The sequence below is a fragment of the Nevskia ramosa DSM 11499 genome (assembly GCF_000420645.1).
Taxonomy (GTDB): Bacteria; Pseudomonadota; Gammaproteobacteria; order Nevskiales; family Nevskiaceae; genus Nevskia; species Nevskia ramosa.
This window is the reverse complement of the sequence record NZ_ATVI01000008.1, coordinates 337,565-356,682: the sequence shown is the minus strand read 5'-3', so window position 1 is coordinate 356,682 and position 19,118 is coordinate 337,565. Positions and strand designations below refer to the sequence as shown.

At 66.6% G+C, this 19,118-nt stretch carries 16 protein-coding genes; 10 read left to right on the top strand and 6 right to left on the bottom strand.

Going from position 1 to position 19,118, the window contains the following annotated elements:
* Nucleotides 1-26: 26 nt before the first annotated feature.
* The 4 genes from lipP1 (at nucleotide 27) to G513_RS25065 (ending at nucleotide 4,837) form a co-directional block, all read left to right on the top strand.
* Nucleotides 27-965 (top strand): LipP1 family hormone-sensitive lipase, encoded by a 939-nt coding sequence (lipP1, locus tag G513_RS0115175; protein WP_022977707.1) that lies wholly within the window; start codon nucleotides 27-29, stop codon nucleotides 963-965.
* A complete protein-coding gene (locus G513_RS0115170) occupies nucleotides 962-1,432 on the top strand; it encodes an acyl-CoA thioesterase (RefSeq protein ID WP_022977706.1) in 471 nt (156 codons plus the stop codon). Before lipP1 ends, G513_RS0115170 begins: the two co-directional genes overlap by 4 nt.
* Nucleotides 1,433-1,574: 142 nt before the next feature.
* Nucleotides 1,575-2,843: a GGDEF domain-containing protein gene (locus G513_RS25070; RefSeq protein WP_022977705.1), complete on the top strand. Its 1,269-nt coding sequence runs from the start codon at nucleotides 1,575-1,577 to the stop codon at nucleotides 2,841-2,843.
* Nucleotides 2,840-4,837, top strand: a complete 1,998-nt coding sequence (locus tag G513_RS25065; protein WP_022977704.1) for a sensor histidine kinase — start codon at nucleotides 2,840-2,842, stop codon at nucleotides 4,835-4,837. Before G513_RS25070 ends, G513_RS25065 begins: the two co-directional genes overlap by 4 nt.
* A 12-nt stretch (nucleotides 4,838-4,849) precedes the next feature.
* Here the strand turns inward: G513_RS25065 and G513_RS0115155 are convergent, their stop codons facing one another.
* Nucleotides 4,850-5,473 (bottom strand): hypothetical protein, encoded by a 624-nt coding sequence (locus G513_RS0115155; RefSeq protein WP_156891702.1) that lies wholly within the window; start codon nucleotides 5,471-5,473, stop codon nucleotides 4,850-4,852.
* Between the two features lie 94 nt (nucleotides 5,474-5,567).
* Between G513_RS0115155 and G513_RS0115150 the strand changes: the two genes are divergently transcribed.
* Genes G513_RS0115150 through G513_RS0115140 form a run of 3 tightly spaced genes read left to right on the top strand, consistent with a single transcriptional unit; the run spans nucleotide 5,568 to nucleotide 7,541 of the window.
* Nucleotides 5,568-6,239, top strand: a complete 672-nt coding sequence (locus G513_RS0115150) for a glutathione S-transferase (RefSeq protein ID WP_022977702.1) — start codon at nucleotides 5,568-5,570, stop codon at nucleotides 6,237-6,239.
* A gap of 2 nt (nucleotides 6,240-6,241) precedes the next feature.
* A complete protein-coding gene (locus tag G513_RS0115145) occupies nucleotides 6,242-7,036 on the top strand; it encodes a dienelactone hydrolase family protein (protein ID WP_022977701.1) in 795 nt (264 codons plus the stop codon).
* Nucleotides 7,037-7,046: 10 nt separating this feature from the next.
* Entirely contained in the window at nucleotides 7,047-7,541 is a 495-nt protein-coding gene (locus G513_RS0115140; RefSeq protein WP_022977700.1) for a GreA/GreB family elongation factor, read from the top strand.
* A gap of 15 nt (nucleotides 7,542-7,556) precedes the next feature.
* Here the strand turns inward: G513_RS0115140 and G513_RS23340 are convergent, their stop codons facing one another.
* From G513_RS23340 to G513_RS0115125, 3 genes are all read right to left on the bottom strand, one after another.
* Nucleotides 7,557-9,956, bottom strand: a complete 2,400-nt coding sequence (locus G513_RS23340; protein WP_084711557.1) for a DNA internalization-related competence protein ComEC/Rec2 — start codon at nucleotides 9,954-9,956, stop codon at nucleotides 7,557-7,559.
* A complete protein-coding gene (lolD, locus tag G513_RS23335; protein ID WP_022977698.1) occupies nucleotides 9,940-10,668 on the bottom strand; it encodes a lipoprotein-releasing ABC transporter ATP-binding protein LolD in 729 nt (242 codons plus the stop codon). The genes G513_RS23340 and lolD overlap by 17 nt, the downstream gene beginning before the upstream one ends.
* A 106-nt stretch (nucleotides 10,669-10,774) precedes the next feature.
* Complete coding sequence (locus tag G513_RS0115125; RefSeq protein WP_022977697.1) at nucleotides 10,775-12,034, bottom strand: lipoprotein-releasing ABC transporter permease subunit; 1,260 nt, start codon at nucleotides 12,032-12,034, stop codon at nucleotides 10,775-10,777.
* A gap of 131 nt (nucleotides 12,035-12,165) precedes the next feature.
* Between G513_RS0115125 and G513_RS23330 the strand changes: the two genes are divergently transcribed.
* Nucleotides 12,166-13,671, top strand: a complete 1,506-nt coding sequence (locus G513_RS23330) for a glycosyltransferase family 39 protein (protein WP_022977696.1) — start codon at nucleotides 12,166-12,168, stop codon at nucleotides 13,669-13,671.
* A gap of 3 nt (nucleotides 13,672-13,674) precedes the next feature.
* Here the strand turns inward: G513_RS23330 and G513_RS0115115 are convergent, their stop codons facing one another.
* Both G513_RS0115115 and G513_RS0115110 read right to left on the bottom strand, forming a co-directional pair.
* The gene (locus G513_RS0115115) at nucleotides 13,675-14,988 is read right to left on the bottom strand and encodes an ABC transporter ATP-binding protein (RefSeq protein ID WP_022977695.1); all 1,314 of its coding nucleotides are present in this window, start codon (nucleotides 14,986-14,988) and stop codon (nucleotides 13,675-13,677) included.
* 9 nt (nucleotides 14,989-14,997) lie between these two features.
* Nucleotides 14,998-16,728 carry an ABC transporter permease gene (locus tag G513_RS0115110; protein WP_028475600.1) on the bottom strand — a complete coding sequence of 577 codons (1,731 nt, stop codon included), beginning with the start codon at nucleotides 16,726-16,728 and terminating at the stop codon, nucleotides 14,998-15,000.
* 275 nt (nucleotides 16,729-17,003) lie between these two features.
* On the opposite strand from G513_RS0115110, the gene pdhA reads away from it, so the two are divergent.
* Complete coding sequence (gene pdhA / locus G513_RS0115105) at nucleotides 17,004-18,116, top strand: pyruvate dehydrogenase (acetyl-transferring) E1 component subunit alpha (protein ID WP_022977693.1); 1,113 nt, start codon at nucleotides 17,004-17,006, stop codon at nucleotides 18,114-18,116.
* Complete coding sequence (locus G513_RS0115100; RefSeq protein WP_022977692.1) at nucleotides 18,116-19,102, top strand: alpha-ketoacid dehydrogenase subunit beta; 987 nt, start codon at nucleotides 18,116-18,118, stop codon at nucleotides 19,100-19,102. The genes pdhA and G513_RS0115100 overlap by 1 nt, the downstream gene beginning before the upstream one ends.
* Nucleotides 19,103-19,118: the final 16 nt, after the last annotated feature.

The window sequence follows — 19,118 nt, the reverse complement described above, 5'->3', positions numbered from 1 at the left end:
CCACAACGAAAACCGAGGAGAACACGATGCCGCTCAACCCACAGGTCCAGGGCTTCCTGGGCACGCTCGCCGCCGCCGGTGCCCAGCCGTTCCATACGATGGAGCCGGCGCAGGCGCGTCAGGCGATCAACATGCTGATGCAGATGATGCCGCCGAGCGCATTGCAGATCGCCGGCGTCCGGGACACCCACATCGCTGGCCCGGCCGGCGAACTGAAGCTGCGCATCTACACACCGAACGGCAAGGGCCCGTTCCCGATCCTGATGTACTTCCACGGCGGCGGCTTCGTGATCGGTGATCTCGATACCTTCGATTCGCTGTGCCGCGAAACCTGCGCCGGCGCCGGTGTCGTCATGGTCTCGGTCGATTACCGCCTGGCGCCGGAACATGCGTTCCCGGCCGCTTCCGATGACTGTCTTGCCGCCACCCGCTGGGCCGCGGCGCATGCCGTCGAGATCAACGGCGATGCCGGCCGCCTCGGCGTCTCCGGCGACAGTGCCGGCGGCAATCTCGCGGCCGTGACCGCGCTGCGCCTGCGCGATGAAGGCGGCCCGGCGCTGAAGGCACAGCTGCTGGTCTACCCGGTCGTCGATGCCGATCCGGACGCCTATCCGTCGATGACCGAAAACGCCGAAGGCTATCTGCTCGGTCGCAAGGACATGGAGTGGTTCTTCGGTCATTACGTCAAGGATCCCGCGGCGCTGACCAGCACCTCGCTGCGCCCGATCAAGGCCGAGTCCCTCAAGGGCCTGCCGCCGGCGCTGGTGATCACCGCCGAATTCGATCCGCTGCGCGATGAAGGCAATGCCTACGCGGCGAAGCTGAAAGCGGCTGGCGTCGCCGTCGAATCGAAGAGCTACGACGGCGCGATCCATGGCTTCTACACCTTCTTCAGCGGGCTCGATGTCGGCCGTCAAGCCGTCGATCAGGGCATCGCCTGGCTCAAGAAAACGCTGGTCGCATGAGCGAGACGGGGCGCGGTACCGAGCTGGCCGCGCCGCCGTCCGCAGCGTTCTGCTATTGCCTGCGAGTGCGCTACGCCGAGTGCGATGCGCAGAAGGTGGTGTTCAACGCCCGCTACGGCGATTACGTCGATCTGGCGACCACCGAATACCTGCGCGCGCTCGGCTTCGGCGAGGAGTTGATCGATGGCCGGCTGGACTATCAGCTGGTCAAGCAGACCACCGAGTGGAAGGCGCCGGCCCGCTTCGACGAAGTGCTCTGTGCCAGCGTCAGCACGCAGCAGCTCGGCAACACTTCGTTCGTGCTGGCGGTGGAGTTTCGTCGCCGCGGCGAAGCCGGCCTGCTGGCGCGCAGTGAAACGGTCTACGTGATGGTCACGCAGGCATTGGCCAAGAAGCCACTGCCCGCGGAGTTTCGGGCCGCGCTGGAACGCGGTGCGCCGGACATCATCGTCAGTCATGCTGGCTGAGAGGGCCTGAGAAGGGGCTGTGCTGTCTGACACGGCATCGCCCCACGGACCCGTTTATCATCGTTTCCTGAGGACGCTTTTCCGGCGCCCCGAGCAACCGCTGCCCGCCGCAGCTTCCATCGGTATCGCAACTCCTGACGTCATGAACGGCGAACCGCGGATCCGTCCGCATTCCATCAAGAACCAGCGCCGTCAGTTGCTGCGCCTGCGCTTCGACGAGCCTCTGGAAGCGCTGTTCCGCGAAACCTTCGAGGTCAACGCCCGCGGGCCGCGGACGATGATCCTGTCGATCGGCATCCTGATGATCGGGGTCACCCCGCTGTACGACCACTGGGTGATGCACGCGCCGGACAGCTTCCTGAAGATGTCGCACTTCCTGCAGTTCTGCGTGCAGATTCCGGCGATCCTGCTGGCACTGCTGTTCACCTTGCGGCCGGCCTTGCAGCGCTGGTCGCCGGCGATGCTGATCGTCACCTGCATGATCATTGCCAACTGCGTGATGGCGCAGCACATCTTCGGCCGGCTGCTGGGTTTCGACATGCCGCACGATTTCGCGGCGATCACCGTCACCGCGATGCTGATCCTCGGCCGGCTGCGCTTCTGGGCCGTGCTGCCCTGGGCGCTGGCAACGATGGTCATCACCACCTGGGCACAGATGGAAGCGCTGGGCCTCACCGCGTTCTACGACGCGGTATCGGCCTGGATGCTGGCGGCCATTTCCGGGGTCACCGCCTACCTGCTCGAATTCTCCTCGCGGCAAAGCTGGTATCGCGGCCGGCTGCTGGAGTTCCAGGCCACCCGCGATGGCCTCACCGGCCTGCCGAATCGCCGCTACTTCGATCTGGAGCTGCGCAAGCTGATTCGTGAGGCGGCGCGCCAGCAGCAGAATGTCGCACTGTTGATGCTCGATATCGATCACTTCAAGGATTACAACGATCTCTACGGTCACCCGGCCGGCGATCAGTGCCTGCGTCTGGTCGGTGGTTCGCTCGGCCGGGCGATGCGCCGGCCCCAGGATTTCTGCGCCCGCATCGGTGGCGAGGAGTTCGCCGCCGTCTGGTTCGATGCCTCGCCGGACAAGGCCGGCGAACTGGCCGAAGCACTGCGCAACAGCGTGCATATGCTGCGCATTCCCCGCTCGCTCGATGGCAGCAGCTTCGTCACCGCGTCCGGCGGCTTCGCTCAGGTGATTGCGCCAACCGCCGGGGACTCGCCACGGCGCGTCGCCGCCGATCTGGTCCGCCGTGCCGACGCCGCGCTGTATGCCGCAAAGCGCAGCGGTCGTAGCCGCATGGTGATGTCCGGGGACCACAGCCGCCCCGAATCGGCCAATGATTCCCTGGGCGCAACCAATCTTGCCGTCATGGACGATGCCCGGCAGGCACCACCGCCGGAAGCGCGCGCGCCTTGACCGGCGCAGCGCCAGTCGAGCCCACCACCCGGCGGCGCAGCCTCGTCCAGCGCGCGCGCGACCTGTCGATCGGCGCCAAACTCAGCGGCGTGGTCGCGATGTTCCTGGTCGCGATGATGGGTGCCCTGATCATCGTTGCGCTGTCGCTGTCGATGTCGTCCGGTGTGCGCGCCTATGTCAGCGCCGAAAGCCAGTCGTCGAAAGGCCAGAAGAACGCCGTCTACGCGATCACCCGCTATCTGCAGACCGGTGATCGTCGCGCCTGGACCTACTTCCAGAGCGCCATCGCCGTGCCCCTCGGTGGCCGACGCGCGCGCCTGGAGCTGCTCAAGGACAACTACGACGAACTGGCCGTCTACCAGGGCTTTCTCGCCGGCGGCGTGCCGGCCGAAGACATCCCGGAGATGATTTTCCTGTTCCGCAATTTCCGCAGCTTCGTGTTCTTCGCCGAGGCGGTGGACATCTGGGGCAAGGCCGACGAGTGCGTGCAGGAATTGATGAACATGTCGCGCGAGATCGCCGTGGCCGAGAACACCGCGCAGCTCGACGACCAGCGCCGACGCCTGTTCCTCAATCGCATCGACGTGATCAACACCAAGGTCACCGCGCTGCAGCAAGGCTTCTCCACGGTGCTCGCCGGTGGCGCACGCACCGTGCAATGGCTGCTGCTCGGCGTGATCATGACCGCCGCCGGGGTCTTGCTCGGCATCGCCATGCTGGTGGCCTGGCTGGTTTCCAACGATCTGCGCCGAAGCATCGAAGGCCTGCGCGACGGCACCGTGCGCGTGGCCCAGGGTGATCTCAGCACCAAGGTCGAAGTGCGCTCCAGGGACGAACTCGGCGTGCTGGCCGGCGAACTGAACAACATGATCGGCAGCCGCCACCAGGCCGAGGTGGCGCTGAAGGCCGCCACCCAGTTCCGCGAAAAGATCATGGAACACGTCACCAACGCGATTTTCACGATGGATCGCGAAGGCCGCTTCATGACCGCCAACCGGCGCACCAGTGACATCACCGGCTATCCGGTCGAAGAACTGCTGGGGATGCCCTGGGCGGAGCTGATCTCCGACGAAGCGCACCTGAAAGACGTCTACCGCCGCTACCAGCAGACCATCGACGGCGGCGATCCGATCACCAACCACGAAGTGCCGCTGACTCGCAGGAACGGCGCCGTGGTGACCGTGCAGTTCAGCATCGCTGCGCTGAGTCAGGACGGCGAGATATTCGGCGTGGTCGGTGCTGCCGAAGACATCACCGCCCGCAAACGCGACGAAGCGGAGCTGAAGGCCCGTGCCGATGAACTGACCCGCTCGAACGCCGATCTGGAACAGTTTGCCTACGTGGCTTCGCACGATCTGCAGGAGCCGCTGCGCACCGTGTCCGGCTTCGCCCAGCTGCTGCAGAAGCGCTACGAAGGCAAGCTCGGGCCGGACGCCGACGAATACATCGGCTTCGTCACCTCCGGCGCGCAGCGGATGAAAAGCCTGATCGAGGATCTGCTCGCCTATTCGCGCGTGTCACGGGCGTCCGATGCCACGCAGCCGGTCGATCTGAACCGCGCCGTCGCCACGGCGCTGGCCAATGTGCACGGCGCGATCAGCGCCGCCGAAGCCACGGTGACGGTCGGCGAACTGCCGACCATCCTCGGCAACGAGCGGCAGATGGTGCAGCTGTTCCAGAACCTGATCGGCAATGCCGTGAAGTTCTGCCGCCCGGAGGTTGCACCGGTGGTCGAGATCGCCGCCGAGCGTCAGGGCGAAGACTGGGAGCTGACTATCCGCGACAACGGCATCGGCATCGACGAGAAGCATGCCGAGCAGGTGTTCGGCCTGTTCCAGCGCCTGCACGCCCGCGAGAAATATCCCGGCAACGGCATCGGCCTGACCATCTGCAAGAAGATCGTCGACCTGCACCGCGGCCGGATCAGCGTCGAACCGGCCGAGCCCGGCACCCGCTTCCGGATCGTGCTGCCGGCCAGCCTGCCGCCGGCCTGAGCGGATCGGCGATCAGGCTCCGCCGGATGACCCTGGCTCGGCCTTGTCGTGAAGATCCCGGACTTCCTTGTCGATCCCTTCGAAGCAGTCCCGTACCTGCGCAGCGTCCAGCACCGCATACGGCGCAAACGCCGGTACTGCTGCTGCCGCAGCCTGTTGCGCCACCTGCACGGCTTCCATCCGTCCGCAGAGATCGCGTGCCCTGACGACCAGCACCTCGGCGCCTTCGCGTGCTTCGCTGCCGACATCCTTGCGGCCCTCCATCAGGCCGTCGACGACATCGCGCAAGGTGTCGAAGCCGAAGCCGACACCGGCGCGGCCGAAAGCGATCGCATGGGTCTTCATTGCCACCGCCGCCGCGCTGTAGGCCTTCAGCGCCGTCCGCGCTTCGGGGCTGGTTTCGATGCCGGTCTCGCCGATGCTCAGCGCACCATCGAGGCCGACGCGCGCGAGCTCCGGCTGGCCACCGGCTTCGATCACCACCGTGTCGCCATCGAGGCCGATCGCGCCATCGCCCGGATCATGGTGATCGCCGTAGGTCGGCTGATGGCGCCGGTGATCATCGTCATCACAGCCGGCCAGCAGCGCGACAAACAGCAAGGCAGCGGGGGCAAGCGTTCGGAGTAAGCGTTTCATCGGTGTTCACCTGGGTCGTACCTGCTTTGGATGCGCGACCGTCCGCCGACGGATGCAGCTAGGCTAGCCGCACTGAAACCGGAGCCGGCTGCCCATGATCATCGTCCATCACCTCGAAAACTCGCGTTCCCAGCGCATCCTGTGGCTGCTCGAAGAACTGGGCGTGCCTTACACGGTCAAGCGCTACGAGCGCGACAGGAAAACCATGCTCGCCCCGCCCGAGCTGAAGGCCGTGCATCCGCTCGGCAAGTCGCCGGTGATCAGCGATGACGGCGTGGTGATCGCCGAAACCGGCGCCATCATCGAGCACCTCATCGAGCGTCACGGCAACGGCCGGCTGGTGCCGGCTGCGGGCACGCCCGAGTACATCCGCTACCGCTACTGGCTGCACTACGCCGAAGGCTCGCTGATGCCGCTGCTGGTGATGAAGCTGATCTTCTCGAAGACCACCGTCGCGCCGACACCCTGGCTGATCCGGCCGATCGCCAAAGCGATCGCCAACGGCGTCGGTCGGGGATATCTCGATCCGAGCCTGAAACTGCATCTGACCAGCATCGAAACCGCGCTCGCCGACAGCGGCTGGTTCGCCGGCAACGAACTCACCGCGGCCGACATCATCATGAGCTTCCCGCTCGAAGCCGCCGCCGCCCGCGGTGGCGCCAGCCAGGGTTATCCGAACATCCTCAGCTTCCTCGCCCGCATCAAGGCAAGACAGGCCTGGCAGGCGGCGCTGGGGAAAGGCGGGCCCTACCAACTGATGCGCTAGCCATGATCGACCATCTCCCGACGATTCCCGGCTTCACCCTCGCCCCGCACAGCCATCTCGGCGAAACCCGCGCGGTCTACCGACGCGGCCACGGCCCGGCGGTGATCGTGATGAGCGAGATTCCCGGCATCACGCCGCAGGTTGCGACGTTCGCGACGACCTTGGCCGATGCCGGCTTCAGCGTCTGGATGCCGCAGTTGTTCGGTACGCCGCTGCAGCCAATCACGCTGCCCTATCTGACCCGCTCGGTGCTGCGGATCTGCATCAGCAAGGAATTCAGCGTACTGGCCGCGAATCAGTCGAGCCCGATCGTCGACTGGCTGCGGGCACTGGCGCGTGAAGCCCACGAAGCCTGCGGCGGGCCCGGCGTCGGCGCAGTCGGCATGTGCCTGACCGGCAACTTCGGCCTGGCGATGATGCTCGATGCGCCAGTGATCGCGCCGGTGCTGTCGCAGCCTTCGCTGCCGATTCCGGTGCCCGGCCGCCTCGATGCCCTGCACGTTTCGCCGAAGGAACTGGCCGCCGCTCACGACAAGATCGACCAGCAGGGCGCGCGCATCCTCGGTCTGCGCTTCCACGGCGATCCGCTCTGCTCGCCCTCACGCTTCGAGCGCCTGCGCGGCGAATTCGGTGACGCCTTCGAAGGCATCGAGATCGACGCCTGTCACGGCAACCGGGAAGGCTTCGGCAACCCGCACAGCGTGCTGACCACGCACCTGATCGATGAAGCCGGCCAACCGACCCGCGCCGCGCTCGACCGCACCCTGGCCTTCCTGCGCGAGCAGCTCGTCAAGTGACCCGCGCCCCATGAGCCGCGCCCATGTCCGAGAGGTCGATGGTGACGAGCCGGAAGACCTGCCCGAACTGCCGCTCAGTCCGCATCCGAATTACGTCACGCCGCGCGGGCTGGCCTTGCTCGAAGCGCGCCGCGATGCGGTGGAAGCCGATATCGCGGCCATCGCCACCGATGCCGCCGACCGCCGCCAGCGCCGCGCCGGGCTCGATCGCGAACTGCGCTGGCTGCAGGCGCGGATCGCTGCCGCGCAGTTGGTGAACGGCGCGACGCGCGACGGCAGCAAGGTCGCCTTCGGCGCTGAAGTCACCGTGCTCGACGACGACAATCTTGAAAGCCGCTACCGGATCGTCGGCGAAGACGAGGCCGATCCGGACGCCGGCCTGATCAGCTGGACTTCGCCGCTGGCGCGCGCACTGATCGGGCTGCAGGTCGGCGATGTCGCGCTATGGCAGCGGCCGGCAGGCGATCGGGACGTCGAGATCAGCGCGATCCGCTGGCCGGCTTGATCGGCGTCATCGGCGTCATCGGCAGAGGCCGATGCTTGAAGGCACGCCGCTGCGCCAGACCTCGTCGGCCGGCGTCGACCACAGCCGCAGCGCGTTCGGCCGATAGCGTTCGCAGACGAGACGATCGCCGCTCATATCGACAGTCAAAGCGCCGTGATCGCCGGTCGCCACCTGGGCGATGCCACGCTCGGCCATGCGTGCGACGACGACGCGCGCCGGATGACCGAAATGGTGATGCCAGCCGGCGCTGTGGATCGCCAGCTGCGGCTGCACGGCGTCGAGGAACGCGGCCGTCGACGAAGTCCGGCTGCCGTGATGCGGCGTGACCAGCACGGTCGCCGGCAGTTTTTCCGGCAGCTCCGCGAGCAGCCGCGCTTCGGTCCTGGCTTCGATGTCGCCGGTCAGCAGCACCGCCTGATTGCCTTGCGCGATGCGCAGCACGCAGGAACCGTCGTTGTCCGACAAGCCGTCCTCGGGACCGGCTAGCAGTTCGAAGCTGACGCCATCCCAGTCCCATTGCTCGCGGGCCCGGCAGGGCGTATCGGTGCCGTAACCGCTGCGGCTGGCGATCGGCAGGACCGCAGCCACGGCCGCCACACCGCCGCGATGATCGAGATCGCCGTGCGACACGATCAGCCGATCGATGCCCCGCAGGCCGCTGCGCAGCAGGTACGGCACGACCACCGAGCGCCCGGCATCGAAGCTGCCGGGCCAGGCCGGACCGGCGTCGAACAGCAGCGTGTGTCGGGCCGTCTGCACGGCCACGGCGAGGCCCTGGCCAACATCGAGCACGGTCATCCGGAAGCCGTTGTCGACATTGCGCGCCGACGGCAAGGCAAGCGCGGACAGCGCCAGCAGGCCGAAGACTCGGGTCGGCAAACCGGCCGGCGCGAACAGTGCGATCGCGCCGATCAAGGCCAGCAGCAGCGCCGCCGGTTCCGGGCTCGCCGCCAGCCAGGCTTGCGGCGTCTGTTCGGCGATCCACAGCAGGCCGTCCTGCGCCAGCGCCAGGACATCGGCGACCCGCTGCAGCAAGGGCAGGCCGAGCACCGGCACCACAGCGGCAAGCAGCAAGGCGAGCAGCAGCGCCGGCGTCAGCAAGGCCGCGGCCGGCACGGCGATCAGATTGACCAGCGGCCCGGTCAGGCTGGTGCCCTGGAACCAGTACAGGGTCAACGGCGCCAGCATGACGCTGAGCATCAGCTGGATGCTCAGCGCCGCGCGCCAGCCATTGACTGGCGCCAGCCGCCCGCCGCTGACATAGAAGATCGCCGCAACCGCCGAGAACGACAGCCACAGGCCGGGCGACAGCAGGCTCAGCGGATCGCTCGCGACGATCACCGCCCAGGCCAGCGCCAGCGCTCGCGACGGCTGGCCGAGCCCGCCCCACCAGCCGGCCAGCACCAGCAGGCCGAGCATCCAGGCAGCGCGCTGCACCGGCGGCTCGAAGCCGGCGAGCAGCGCATACAGCAAGGCGGCGATCACCGAAGCGAGCAGCGCTGCGCGCGGCGCCGGCAGGCGCTGACTCAAGAAGACCGAGCGGCTCCACAACCAGCGGATCAGCCAGAACATCACGCCGGCGACGATCGCGACATTGAAGCCGGAGATTGCCACCAGGTGCGTGGTGCCGGTCAGTCGGAACGCCTGCCAATCATCCTCGTCGAGCCCCGAGGTATCGCCCAGCGTCAGGGCCGCGACCATCGGCAGCGCCGGATGTCCCGGCAGCCACGCCGCGAGCCGATCGGCAAAGCCTTGCCGAAATTTCAGTAGCGCATGAGCACTGCTGGTTTCGCAGCGCTCGCCGCTGCGCACCGTCGCAGTCGCCCCGATGCCTTGGCGGAACAGCCAGCCTTCGTAATCGAAGCCACCCGGATTGCGGCTGCCGTGCGGCGTGCGCAGGCTCAGCGTCAGTCGCCAGCATTCGCCGCCGCGCAGGGTCTCGCGGCTGCGATACCAGGCGGCACGAATGTGTTCGGGCAGATCAGCCGCGCGCGGCGTACTCAGGGGATCGAAGCGGAAGCGCCAGGTTCTGAGGCTGTCGGCCGCTTCATCGCCCGGTTTGTCGCCGCCATCGGACGTGGCGGTGCTGCTGGCCTGCGGCAGGCTGGCGACGATGCCTTCGACGGTCATCACTTCGCCGTAGCGCGACACAGGCCAGCGCTGGTCGATCAGCTCCGATGCACGTTGCGCGGTCAGCGCCGCACCGATCGTGAAGGCCAGCAGCAGCCCACGCCATCGCGTGCGAAACAAGGCGGCCGTCAGCGGCAGCAGCCAGAGCCACAGCGGCGGCAACGTCGGCAGTTGCAGCAGCGCCAGCGCGCCGAGGGTGAACGCAAAGACCAGCGGAACAGGCGAAAACCTGCGTCCCAGGCTTCGGGACGCAACCGCCCATCCAGACTCAGCCGGGCTGGACACCCGCCGCGAGCTGCTCGCGCGACACTTCCTTCAGGCCACCGGCCTGGAGGGAAAAGATGCGATCCATGCGTGCCGCCAGCTTCAGGTCGTGGGTGACGACGATCAGACTGGTGCCGAGTTCGCGGTTCAGCTCCAGCATCAGCTCGAACACGGTTTCGGCGGTGCGGGTGTCGAGGTTGCCGGTCGGCTCGTCGGCGAGCACGCAGGCCGGCCGGGTGACCAGCGCCCGCGCCACCGCCGCGCGCTGACGCTCGCCACCGGACAACTCGCCCGGCTTGTGGGTCAGTCGTTGGCCGAGGCCTACCCGCTCCAGCAGCTTTGCCGCCGTCGCGAACGCTTCGGCGCGCGGCGTGCGGCGGATCAGCAGCGGCATCGCCACGTTCTCCTGTGCCGAGAACTCCGGCAGCAGATGATGGAACTGATAGACGAAACCGAGGCTGGCATTGCGCACCCGCGAACGCTCGGCATCGCTGAGCGCACTCATCTCGCGCCCGGCCACCGATACCGTGCCCGCAGTCGGCGAATCGAGCCCGCCGAGGATGTGCAGCAAGGTGCTCTTGCCGGCGCCGGACGAGCCGACGATGGCGATGCGATCACCGCGCCTGAGTTCGAGATCGATGCCCTCGAACACGGTCAGGTTCAGGCGGCCGTCGTCGAAGGTCTTGGCCAAGCCGTGACAGGCGATGACGATGTCGGAAGCTGCTGCGGTCACGCTGAATCTCCACTCATGGCTAGCTCGTGCACCTTGGCGCTCCGTCTCGCCTTGCTCGTATCCCCGCGATGAAGCCGCGGGGCCTCCTGCTCGGTGGCTCGCGGATTCATTCGTACCTCAAAGCTTCAGCAGGCTGCACCCGCGAAGCCCGCCAGGCCGGATAGAGCGTCGACACCAGCCCGAGCGCCAGCGACAGCAGGCTGATCTGCAGCACGTCGGCCAGCTTCAGGTCCGAGGGCAGATCGCTGATGTAGTAGATGTCCGGTGACAGGAACTGGCGGCCGGTTGCCGCTTCCAGCAGCGGAACGAGCGTCTGCACATTGAGCGCCAGCAGCACGCCGAGGCTGACGCCGATGATGGTGCCGATCACGCCGATCACCGAGCCCTGGACCATGAACACCGCCATGATCGAGCGCGGCGTCGCACCCAGGGTGCGCAGGATCGCGATGTCGGCCTGCTTGTCCTGCACCACCATCACCAGGGTCGACACGATGTTGAACGCGGCAATCCCCACCAGCAGCGACAGGATCAGGAACATCACGGTCTTTTCGGTGGCCACGGCGCGGAAGAAGTTGGCGTGGCTGCGGGTCCAGTCCGAAACGAAGTAGGCGCCGGGCGTCATCTGGGCGATCTCGCGGGCGACTCGCGGCGCCTGGAACAGATCGTTCAGCTTCAGGCGCACGCCGGTGACGTTGCTGCCCATCCGGTAGAGCGCGGCGGCATCGTCGAGATGGACCAGCACCAGGCCGCGATCGAACTCGTACATGCCTATGCGGAACACGCCGACGACATTGAAGCGCCGGAAGCGCGGCAGCACGCCGGCCGGAGTGACGCTGAGCTGCGGAATCATCAGGTCGACCTTGTCGCCGACCGCCACATTGAGCTGCTGCGCCAGTTCGTAGCCGAGCACGATGTTGTAGTCGCCGCCCTTCAGATCGTCGAGCGCGCCGCTGGCCATGTGCTTGCCGATCTCGGAGACCTTGGCTTCCTCACCGGGCAGCACGCCGCGGATCACCGTGCCGGAGATTTCGCTGCCGACCTTCACCAGCGCCTCGCCTTCGATGTATGGCGCGGTGGCCGCGACATCCGGGTTCTGCGAGGCCATCGCGGCCACACCACTCCAGTCCGGCAGGCCTTCACTGTTACCGGAAATCGTCGCGTGCGAAGCCATGCCGAGAATGCGGCTGCGCAGCTCGCTCTCGAAGCCGTTCATCACCGACAGCACCACGATCAGCGTCGCCACGCCGAGGCCGATGCCGAGCATCGAGGCCAGCGAGATGAAGGAGATGAAGTGGTTGCGGCGCTTGGCGCGGGTGTAGCGCAGGCCAAGCAGCAGTTCGTAGCGGTCACCGATCACGATGGCCATCCAGCGTTGATGGCGGGTACGGCAGACGTGGCGGCCTTTGGCTGCCAAACAAGGTCAATCAGGGTCATGGCGCGAATTAGACCACAGCGCCTCGCTAGAATGCCCCGCACTTCATCTGAGCCGAACCCGCCTTGGCCGCTTCCCCGATCCCGCTGCCCGCCCGTCCCGACGACCGCAGCGGCCTGCTGCCCTTGTTCGCGATCATCGCCCTGCTGACCGCCTGGCGCGCGCTGGCGATCGCCGCCAGCGGCCTCGATCTGTATGTCGATGAAGCGCAGTACTGGACCTGGTCGCAGGCGCTGGCCTGGGGTTATTTCTCGAAGCCGCCGATGATCGCGGCGGTGATCGCGGCGACCACGTCGGTCTGCGGTGACGGCGAACTCTGCGTGAAGTCCGGCGCGCTGCTGCTGTACCCATTCACCACCGTGCTGATCTGGGCGATCACCCGGCGGCTGTTCGATGCCCGTACCGCGTTCTGGGCGGCAATCGTCTTCATCACCCTGCCCGGCGTGGCGCTGTCGAGCGTCATCATCTCCACCGACGTGCCGCTGTTCCTGTGCTGGGCGGCAGCACTCATGGCCTATCTGAAAGCGCTCGACAGCGATGCCTGGGGCTGGTGGCTGGTCGCCGGCATCGCCAGCGGCCTCGGTCTGCTGACCAAGTACACGATGGCGATCTTCGCCATCTCAGTGCTGCTGCATCTGGCGATCACGCCAGGGCTGCGCCGGTATTTCCGCAGCCCCAAGCTCTACGTCACCGCAGCGCTCGCCGCGCTGGTATTCGCGCCGAACCTGATCTGGAACGCGCAGAACGGCTGGCCGACCTTGGGGCACACGGCGCAGATTTCCGGCCTCGAAGGCGGCGGGCAGCACGGCCTGAACTGGAAATCCTTCGGCGACTTCATCGCCGGCCAGCTCGGCATTCTCGGCCCGGTGCTGTTCATCGCCTGGCTGGTGCAGCTCGCGGCGGTGCGCGGCTGGATACGGGACGAGCGCTATCGCCTGCTCGCCTGCTTCGCGTTGCCGTTTCTCGGCGCGATCACCGCGCAATCGCTGATCGGCCGCGCCAATGCCAACTGGGCGGCGATGGCCTATGTCGGTGGCACCATCTTCGTCGTTGCCAGGCTGGTCGAGACGCAGCGGATGAAGCTGCTGATCGCGGCACTGGCGCTGAACCTGATCGTCACCGTCATCGCTTATCACTTCGATGCGCTGGCGCAGGTCGCCGGCATCGAACTGAATCGGAAGAACGACGTGCTGAACAAGCGCGTCCGTGGGTGGCGCGAGTACGGCGAAGCGCTGGCCGCACGGCAGGCGGCAGTTCCGGGCAGCATCCTGCTCGGCGATGCTCGCGATCTGATTGCCGAAGCGCGCTACTACGCCGGCCCGGCAGGCGCCGCGGTGCTCAAGTGGAACCCGGCGCACAAGGCCGACGACTACTACGCGATGTCGACAACGATGACCGGGCTCGAAGGCCGCGACTTCGTCTTCGTGTCACGCGAAGCGGCACTGCCCGACAACACCGCCGGCCGCTTCGAAGAGATCACCGAGATCGAGCCGATCCACATCCAGATTCATAGCGACTACGCGCTCGATTTTCACGTCTGGCGGCTGCGCGGCTGGCGCGGCGAAAAGTGACCGCTAGGTCGTCACCGACTCCAGCGCAAACATCTCGGTCTGCTCGTCGTAGTCGAAGAGGTTGGCGTAGCGCGCCCAGCCGATGACCGCTTTCAGGGTGGTATCGGCAAACTTGGCCGACATGTAGTCCTGCAGCTCTTCCTGAAAGCGCAGCGCCGGCGCGACATGGCTGGGCCGATCGTCGAGCACGCGATGGATATGTGCGGCCAGCGCGACGTAGCTGATCAGATGCTCCCTGAACAACTGCTGCCGCACCTGCGGATCGCCGACCGCGAAGCGCTGGCCGCGCTCGCTGAGCGCGATGTCGCCTTCGGCCAGCTCGGCGAAGCGCAGCAGTTGCAGGGTTTCGGCAATCGGCAGCAATTCATCGGAGGGCATCTGCAGCGCTTCGGCGAGCGCCGGCAGATCCGCACGACCGCTGTACGGCGCCGCCGCCAGTGCCTCGATGAAGCCTGACAGCAGGTTGGTGGAAATCTGCGGCAGCACGGTGCCGATGCCGGTGCCCGGGAACAGTTCGCTGCGGGTGTTGCTGCGGGCATCGCTGCGCGCGGTCATCCGCGTGTAGATGTCGTCGACCAGGCGACGGAAGCTCGGGTCCTGGCGGCTGCGCGGCTGCGGCAGCGACACGGTGATCTCGCCGATGACCCGGCCGGGGTTGGACGAGAAGATCAGGATGCGATCGCACATCAGCACCGCTTCCTCGATGTTGTGGGTGACCATCAGGATCGACTTGATCGGCAGCTGGCCCTCGCCCCAGAGATCGAGCAGATCGGTGCGCAGGGTTTCGGCGGTCAGCACGTCGAGTGCCGAGAACGGCTCGTCCATCAGCAGGATCTGCGGATGGACGACCAGCGCCCGGGCAAAGCCGACCCGCTGGCGCATGCCGCCGGACAGTTCGCGCGGATAGGCCGATTCGAAGCCGCGCAAGCCGATCAGCTGAATCGCCGCGAGGCTGCGCTTGTGGCGCGCGGCCGGATCGATGCCCAGCGCTTCCAGCCCCAGCTCGACGTTCTCGAGCACGGTGAGCCACGGAAACAGCGCGAAGCTCTGGAACACCATCGCAACTTCGCTGACCGGCCCGGTGATCGGCCGGCCATTGCATTGCACGCGGCCGCTGCTCGGACGGATCAGGCCCGCCGCGATCCGCAGCAGGGTCGATTTGCCGGAGCCGGAACGGCCGAGCAAGCCGACGATCTCGCCGCGCCGCAGGCGCAGATCGACCTTGTCGAGCACCACCAGCGCGGTGTCGCGGCCCTTCTCGTAGTGCTGGCAGACGTCGCTCAGGTCGAGCAGGATTGAGTCGGCAGACAGGTTCATGAGTCGGTCCTAATCGATCCGCAGACGCTGTTCGGCGTAGCGGTACAGCGGGCGCCAGAGCAGGCGATTGCAGAGAATCACGAACATCGACATGGTGGTGACGCCGAGCACGATGCGCGGAAAATCACCGGCTTCGGTGGCCTTGGCGATGTAGGCGCCCAGGCCATGGGCGGTCAGTTGGGTATTCCCCCAGCTGACGTACTCGGCAACGATGCTGGCGTTCCACGAACCGCCGGTGGCAGTCACCGCACCGGTGAGATAGGCCGGGAAGATCGCCGGCAGGATGAACTTGCGCCACCACAGCCAGCGGCTCAGGCGCAGATTGGCCGCGGCTTCGAGCAGATCGTTGGGAATGGCGCGCGCGCCGGCAATGACGTTGAACAGGATGTACCACTGGGTGCCGAGCACCATCAGCGGGCTGAGCCAGATATCCGGATGGGCATTGAAGTGGACGATGCCGACCACCGCCACCGGAAACATCAGATTGGCCGGGAACGCCGCCAGGAACTGGGCCACCGGTTGCACACGATCGGCCCAGCGCGGATGCAGGCCGATCCACACACCGATCGGTACCCAGACCAGGCTGGTCAGCGCCACCAGCAGCAGCACTCTCGCGAAGGTGATGAAGCCGAACCCGAGTGCGGTGAAGGCATCGCCCAGCGCCAGGGTCATCGAGGCATAGGCGACGATCGCCCACAGCGAATACAGCGCCCCGGCGATCACCGCGGCCAGCCACAGCCGGTCGATCCAGCGGTTGGTCTTCACGGAGATAGTCGGCAGCGGCAACCGCTCGCTGCGAACATCGAGCCGCCGCGTCCGCAGCCAGAGCCAGCCCCTGCGCAGCGGGCTCAGCAGGCTGGCGACGGCGCGGGTGCGGCGCATCCATTCCAGCAGCCAGCTGCGCGGGCTGTGCTGGCCGGCGGTCTGGTCGAGGCGGAACTTGTCCGCCCAGGCGACGATCGGCCGGAACAGCAGCTGGTCATAGGCGACGATCACCAGCAGCATCGCCAGCAGTGCCCAGGCGATCGCGCTCAGGTCTTTCTGGACGATGGCGGCCGCCACGTAGGAGCCGATGCCGGGCAAGGTCAGCGTCTGGTTGCCGACGGTGATCGCTTCGGCCGCCACCACGAAGAACCAGCCGCCGGACATCGACATCATCATGTTCCAGACCAGGCTCGGCGTGGCATACGGCACTTCCAGCCGCCAGAAGCGCTGCCAGGCCGACAGCTGGAAACCCTTCGACACTTCGATCAGATCGCGCGGCACGCCGCGCAGCGACTGATAGAAGCTGAAAGTCATGTTCCAGGCCTGGCTGGTGAAGATCGCGAAGATCGCCGCGCATTCCGCACCTAGTGCACTGCCCGGAAACAGCGCCAGAAAGCCGGCCACCGTGAACGACAGGAAGCCGAGGATCGGCACCGACTGCAGGATGTCCAGCGTCGGCACCAGCAGCAGCTCGGCGCGCCGGCTCTTGGCGGCGAGCGTGCCGTAGATCAAGGTGAACAGCAGCGACAGCGCCAGCGCGATCAGCATCCGCAAGGTGGTGCGCAGCGCGTACTCGGGCAGCTGCCAGGGATCGAGAGACAGCGGCGCCTGCTCCAGTTGCGCCAGCGATTCGTGAATGGCCTCGCGAGCGCCATCGGCCAGCGCCACCAGCACGCCGACGGCGATCAGCAGCACCAGCAAGTCCCAGATGTTGGGAAGCAGGCGGCGATGGATCGATGCGGTGGGCTGGTTCATGCCATCGACTCGGGACATCAGACGAAAATCCGCACCATGCGGCGGGATGGGTGACGCCTAGACAGCCGGCTGTAACAGGCGTTCCGTATCCGGCATCAATCCGGAATCTGTTCGTGCCGGGCCGTCCGTTCACCAAAAAAAAGCGCAGCCTGTATCCGTCAGGATTGCTGCGCTGCGCGAATTCAAGTCGCCAAATTCGCGTGCTACCGTCGGGCATCGTTGAGTCGCGGTCCTGTCTTCAGGGCCGCGCTCGCACCCCCAACGCGGTGAAGCCCTTGAACCAAGACAGCAAGGCGACAACCCGGATCGCCACCTACGAGATTTTCCGAACCCAATACCTGAACCCCGATGGCAGCCTGATCGCCGATCCACCCGCTTTCGCCAAGGATCGCGAGCAGGCGCGGGCGATGTACGCGCTGATGCTACGCACCCGATTGTTCGACAAGAAGGCCGTGGCGCTGCAGCGCACCGGCCAGCTCGGCACCTATGCGGCCGTGCTCGGCCAGGAAGCGATCGGTGTCGCGATCGGCCATACCCTGGCCGACGACGATGTCTTCATCCCCGGCTACCGCGAGTACGCCGCGCAGTTCGCGCGCGGCGTGCCGATGCGCAGCATCCTGCAGTACTGGGGTGGCGACGAACGCGGCATGGATTATCCGGCCGGCACGCCGGCCCATCACGACTTTCCGCTGTCGGTACCGATCGCCACCCAGGTGCCGCATGCGATCGGTGTCGCCTACGCAATGAAGCTGCGCGGCGAGAAGCGCGTGGTGCTCGCCTCCTGCGGCGACGGCGCCACTTCCAAGGGCGATTTCTACGAGGCGGTCAGCTCGGCGAAAGTCTGGAATCTGCCGATCGTGTTTCTGATCAGCAACAACGGCTGGGCGATCTCGATGCCCAGCCACCGCCAGACCGGCGCCCAGACCTTCGCCCAGAAGGGCCTGGCCGGCGGCATCAACGGCGAACAGGTCGACGGCAACGATGTGATCGCGACGCGCGCGGTGCTGTCCGCCGCGATCGAACGGGCCCGCAACGGCGAAGGGCCAAGCCTGGTCGAGGCGCTGACCTATCGCCTGCACGATCACACCACCGCCGATGACGCCCGCCGCTATCGCCCCGAAGCCGAGGTCACAGCGGCCTGGGAACGCTGCCCGGTGAAGCGCTTCAAGGCCTACATCGAGGCCCAGGGTTTCTGGAATCAGGCGGATGAAGACGCCCTGGTCGCCGAAGGCACCGCGGCTGCGGAAGCGGCGTCACAGGAATTCCTGAAGCTGAAGCCGGCGGCGCCGGAATCGATGTTCGATCATCTGTACGCGAGCTTGCCCAAGGCCTTGGAGTGGCAGCGGGATGAGGTGGCTGCGCGTGGTCCCGTGCACGGAGCCCACTAATGCCTAACATCACTTTGATTGAAGCCGTGAATCTCGCAATGGCCAGCGAGATGCGTCGGGACCCGGATGTGGTCGTGCTGGGCGAGGACATCGGCCGCAACGGCGGCGTGTTTCGCGCCACTCTGGGCCTGCTCGACGAATTCGGCGAAGGTCGGGTCATCGACACGCCGCTGGCCGAAACCCTGGTCGCGGCGATGGCGATCGGCCTGAGCACGCAGGGCATCAAGGCAGTGGCCGAAATCCAGTTCTCCGGCTTCCTCTATCCCTGCGTCGACCAGGTAGTGAACCACGCGGCGCGCTACCGAAATCGCACCCGCGGCCGGCTGTCCTGCCCGCTGGTGATCCGCGCGCCGAACAGCGGCGGCATCCATGCGCCGGAGCATCATTCGGAATCGCTGGAAACCACCTTCGCGCAGATGCCCGGCCTGAGAGTGGTCTGCCCGTCGAGCCCGGCCCGTGCCTACGGCCTGCTGCTGGCGGCGATCCGCGATCCGGACCCGGTGATCTTTCTCGAACCGACGCGGCTCTATCGGCTGTTCAAGCAGCCGGTCGAGGACGATGGCGAAGCGCTGCCGCTGGACAGCTGCTTCATCGACCGCGAAGGCAGCGATCTGACCCTGGTCAGCTGGGGCGCGATGATGCACGACACCCGGCTGGTCGCCGATCAGCTCGCCGAGGAAGGCATCAGCGCCGAAGTGATCGACATCGCCACGCTGAAGCCGCTCGATATCGACACCATCCTCGACAGTGTCGCCAAGACCGGCCGCTGCGTGATCGTGTCGGAGTCGCCACGGGCCGGCGGCTGGGCTTCGGAAGTGGCGGCGAATCTCGCCGAGCACGGTCTGCTGAGCCTGTTTGCGCCGGTGATGCGGGTGGCCGGCTACGACACCGTGATGCCGCTGGCGCAGCTGGAGCGCAGCTACATCCCCGATACCGATCGCATCCTGCGCGAAGTGCGCAAGTTGTTCGAGATGGCGCCCAAGTAGGCGCCCAAAGGAGTTC

Bases quoted from the DNA above. Each gene is read 5' to 3' on its own strand.
- lipP1 (WP_022977707.1), top strand. From the start codon at position 27: ATGCCGCTCAACCCACAGGTCCAGGGCTTCCTGGGCACGCTCGCCGCC.
- G513_RS0115170 (WP_022977706.1), top strand. From the start codon at position 962: ATGAGCGAGACGGGGCGCGGTACCGAGCTGGCCGCGCCGCCGTCCGCA.
- G513_RS25070 (WP_022977705.1), top strand. From the start codon at position 1,575: ATGAACGGCGAACCGCGGATCCGTCCGCATTCCATCAAGAACCAGCGC.
- G513_RS0115155 (WP_156891702.1), bottom strand. From the start codon at position 5,473: ATGAAACGCTTACTCCGAACGCTTGCCCCCGCTGCCTTGCTGTTTGTC.
- G513_RS0115150 (WP_022977702.1), top strand. From the start codon at position 5,568: ATGATCATCGTCCATCACCTCGAAAACTCGCGTTCCCAGCGCATCCTG.
- G513_RS0115145 (WP_022977701.1), top strand. From the start codon at position 6,242: ATGATCGACCATCTCCCGACGATTCCCGGCTTCACCCTCGCCCCGCAC.
- G513_RS0115140 (WP_022977700.1), top strand. From the start codon at position 7,047: ATGAGCCGCGCCCATGTCCGAGAGGTCGATGGTGACGAGCCGGAAGAC.
- G513_RS0115125 (WP_022977697.1), bottom strand. From the start codon at position 12,034: ATGGCCATCGTGATCGGTGACCGCTACGAACTGCTGCTTGGCCTGCGC.
- G513_RS0115115 (WP_022977695.1), bottom strand. From the start codon at position 14,988: ATGAACCTGTCTGCCGACTCAATCCTGCTCGACCTGAGCGACGTCTGC.
- G513_RS0115110 (WP_028475600.1), bottom strand. From the start codon at position 16,728: ATGAACCAGCCCACCGCATCGATCCATCGCCGCCTGCTTCCCAACATC.
- G513_RS0115100 (WP_022977692.1), top strand. From the start codon at position 18,116: ATGCCTAACATCACTTTGATTGAAGCCGTGAATCTCGCAATGGCCAGC.